1 protein-coding gene is annotated in these 2865 nt (G+C 53.1%); it reads left to right on the forward strand.

Annotated features, from left to right (window positions below; all coding sequences use genetic code 11):
• Positions 1-172: 172 nt before the first annotated feature.
• Positions 173-2644, forward strand: a complete 2472-nt coding sequence (locus tag GWE18_RS41720) for an MASE1 domain-containing protein (RefSeq protein ID WP_275191277.1) — start codon at positions 173-175, stop codon at positions 2642-2644.
• The last annotated feature ends 221 nt before the right edge of the window (positions 2645-2865 follow it).

The following is a 2865-nucleotide window of genomic DNA, read 5'->3' on the forward strand; positions in this document are numbered from 1 at the left end:
CCGAGTTCCGAACGTTGCCACGCGGCACCATCGTGCCGCCATGCTTTGGTCAAAACTGCATTGAGTGGTTGGCGGGGTCGTCGATGTAGTGAAAATGCGACCGCCCTCTTTCGGGTGACATTGGACGGCGGGCTAGGTCCCGCATTTTAGGTGCTCACCGCAAAGGCTTGTGATGGAAAAGGCAAGGTTTGGTAAAGCCAAGATTTTCAATTTTGGCAGCGGTCGGAGCGCCGCAACCTACTTGGTCGAACTTTTAATAGTCGCCGCGATTTACATTGGCCTTGCCGAGTCCGCACGATTACTACCCGCAATAAATCCGGCCGTGACACCGTTGTGGCCACCAACCGGGTTTGCGCTCGCGCTGCTCCTGCTGGTCGGCTATCGGATTTGGCCCGCGATTTTAGTGGGGTCCGTTTCTCCTTACCTCATGGCCGACCGATCGCTCTTAGAGTTTGGCTCCGTCGGGATCAGTACTCTCCTCGCTGCGTTTGCCGGGACATGGCTGATTAGTCGCTGGTCGAACGGTCGCCAGACGTTTGCTACGCCCTCTAGTGTCGCAAAGTTTGCAATCATCTCCTTTGCGCCGACAACGATGATTAGTTCAACCATCGTCTTGGCAGGATTCATTCTCGCCAACAAACTAAGTTTTTCCGATTCTGTCGTCACCTGGTCAACCTGGTGGCTTGCAGACGCGGCTGGGACCTTAGTGATTGCTCCGGCTATCGTGCTCTGGGCGATGACGCCTTTGAATAGTTCTTCCAGATGGAATCTATTGGAATCGATCGCAGTCTCTGCTCTCGTGAGCATCATCGGGATCGTTGCTTACAGCCCACTCATCGGCAGTGACCTCATCAGCAACGACCTCAACGTGCTGCTGCCCTATCGGAGCCTTCTAGGCTTTCTGGTTTTACTGCCCTTGATGTGGGCTGGTTTGCGCGGTACTCGATGCAACGTCGCTACGGCCGCGCTCATTTTCATTGGAATGGCGGTGTGGGGTTTCTCGGTGGGTAACGATCCATTTCCGAAAACGGATCTGAATGGAGCCCTATTATCGTTACTCGTGCTTTCGACCAGCGTATCAGTGCCGCCTCTTGCTTTAGCTGCAGCAATTGCGACACGCCAAAACATCGAAGCCCACTTGATTTCTGTTCAGGACCAACTGAACCGTCAGATTGAACGGAAAAATTTGGCGCTCGACAGCGTTAGACGCCACTTCCAAATTCTTATCGAGGGCGTTGTCGACTACGCAATTTTTGCCCTTGATAAAGAAGGGCACGTTACAAGCTGGAATAGCACCGCACAAAAAATCATCGGCTACACCCCGGAAGAAATTATTGGCAAGCATTTTGGGATATTTTATCGACCGGATGAACGCCGCGCGGGCTCACCAACCCGCGCATTGGAGTCGGCAGTCCAAAGAGGCAAGCACGAAGTTGAGGGTTGGCGCATCAGAAAAAATGGCACGCCGTTTTTCATCACCGGCTCGGTCTCTTCGAGCCGTGATGACGCAGGAAATTTGATCGGTTTTATCAATATACTCCGGGACGCAACCGAGCGACGCGACGCGGAGGAGAAACTGGTCCAGGCCCGCGAACAGCTCGCGATGTCGCAGAAGATGGAGGCAATCGGTAAACTGACCGGCGGGATTGCACACGACTTCAACAATCTATTGATGATAATTGGAGGTAGTGCTCAGATCTTTGCACGCCTACTTGATCCAAAACTTCCAAGAGCAATCGAAGCCATACAGACGGCGGCCAAACGCGGAGAAAGCCTCACGCGCCAATTGCTGACATTCTCTCGTCATCAGCATCTTAGCCCCACGGTCGTCGATTTGAATGCTTCCATAAAGAACATGCGGACCATGATTGAGAGCTCACTGCGCGGAAACATTGTGTACAACGAAAACATTGGCGACGATGTTTCGCCGGTTAAGGTGGACCTCGCCGAACTAGAACTTGCAATTGTCAACATCGCCGTTAATGCCCGCGACGCAATGCCGAATGGCGGCACGTTCACGTTATTCGTCAACGCCGTGATCGTAGATCAGGAAGTTGGCGATAATCGCCTTGGAGAAGCCTTCTTTGCGATAGCGTTTAGCGATACGGGTACTGGTATTCCGCCAAATCTTCTGTCCAAGATGTTCGATCCATTTTTCACAACCAAAGAGGTCGGCAAAGGAACCGGGCTCGGTTTGTCCCAGGTTTATGGGTTTGCGCACCAAGCCGGCGGAACGGTGACGGCAGACAGCAAGGTCGGACAAGGAACAACGATTACAGTCTATTTACCGGCTTGTGCAGACGAGCAAATCACCAGCAAAGAACTCCCCGCTGCTAGAACAAAAACACGCCATTCGCAACGGCAGACGGTTCTCGTTGTCGACGACAGCGCTGATGTGGCGGATGTGACATCGTCGCTGTTCGAGGATCTGGGCTATGAAACCATCTATCGAGATTCGGCCGAAGCGGCATTAAAGCTGCTCGAAGCCGGTACAAAGATCGATCTTGTCTTCAGCGATATCGTCATGCCAGGGACCATCGATGGCGTAGGGCTTGCGAGAGAAATTCGGTCGCGGTATCCCAATTTGCCCATAGCACTTACGACCGGTTATAGCGATGCGGCAAAGCAACTCCTCCAAATTTAAGAATACTACGTAAGCCATTCGATACCGAGGCACTAAGAGATTTTATCCAGGATATTACGCCTCCGAGATCAATGAAATCATCCAGCGCGCCTCTGGCTTCAAGCACGACTGACGCTTTGCACGGAAGGTGACCAGCCGCGCCATCGAGGGCATTGCTCGGCCTTGCCGACGCAGCGGTCGACAGGCCTCTCTTGTCTCAAAGTGCGCGAGTCCGATTTTGC

Source organism: Bradyrhizobium sp. CSA112, assembly GCF_029051645.1.
Taxonomy (GTDB): domain Bacteria; phylum Pseudomonadota; class Alphaproteobacteria; order Rhizobiales; family Xanthobacteraceae; genus Bradyrhizobium.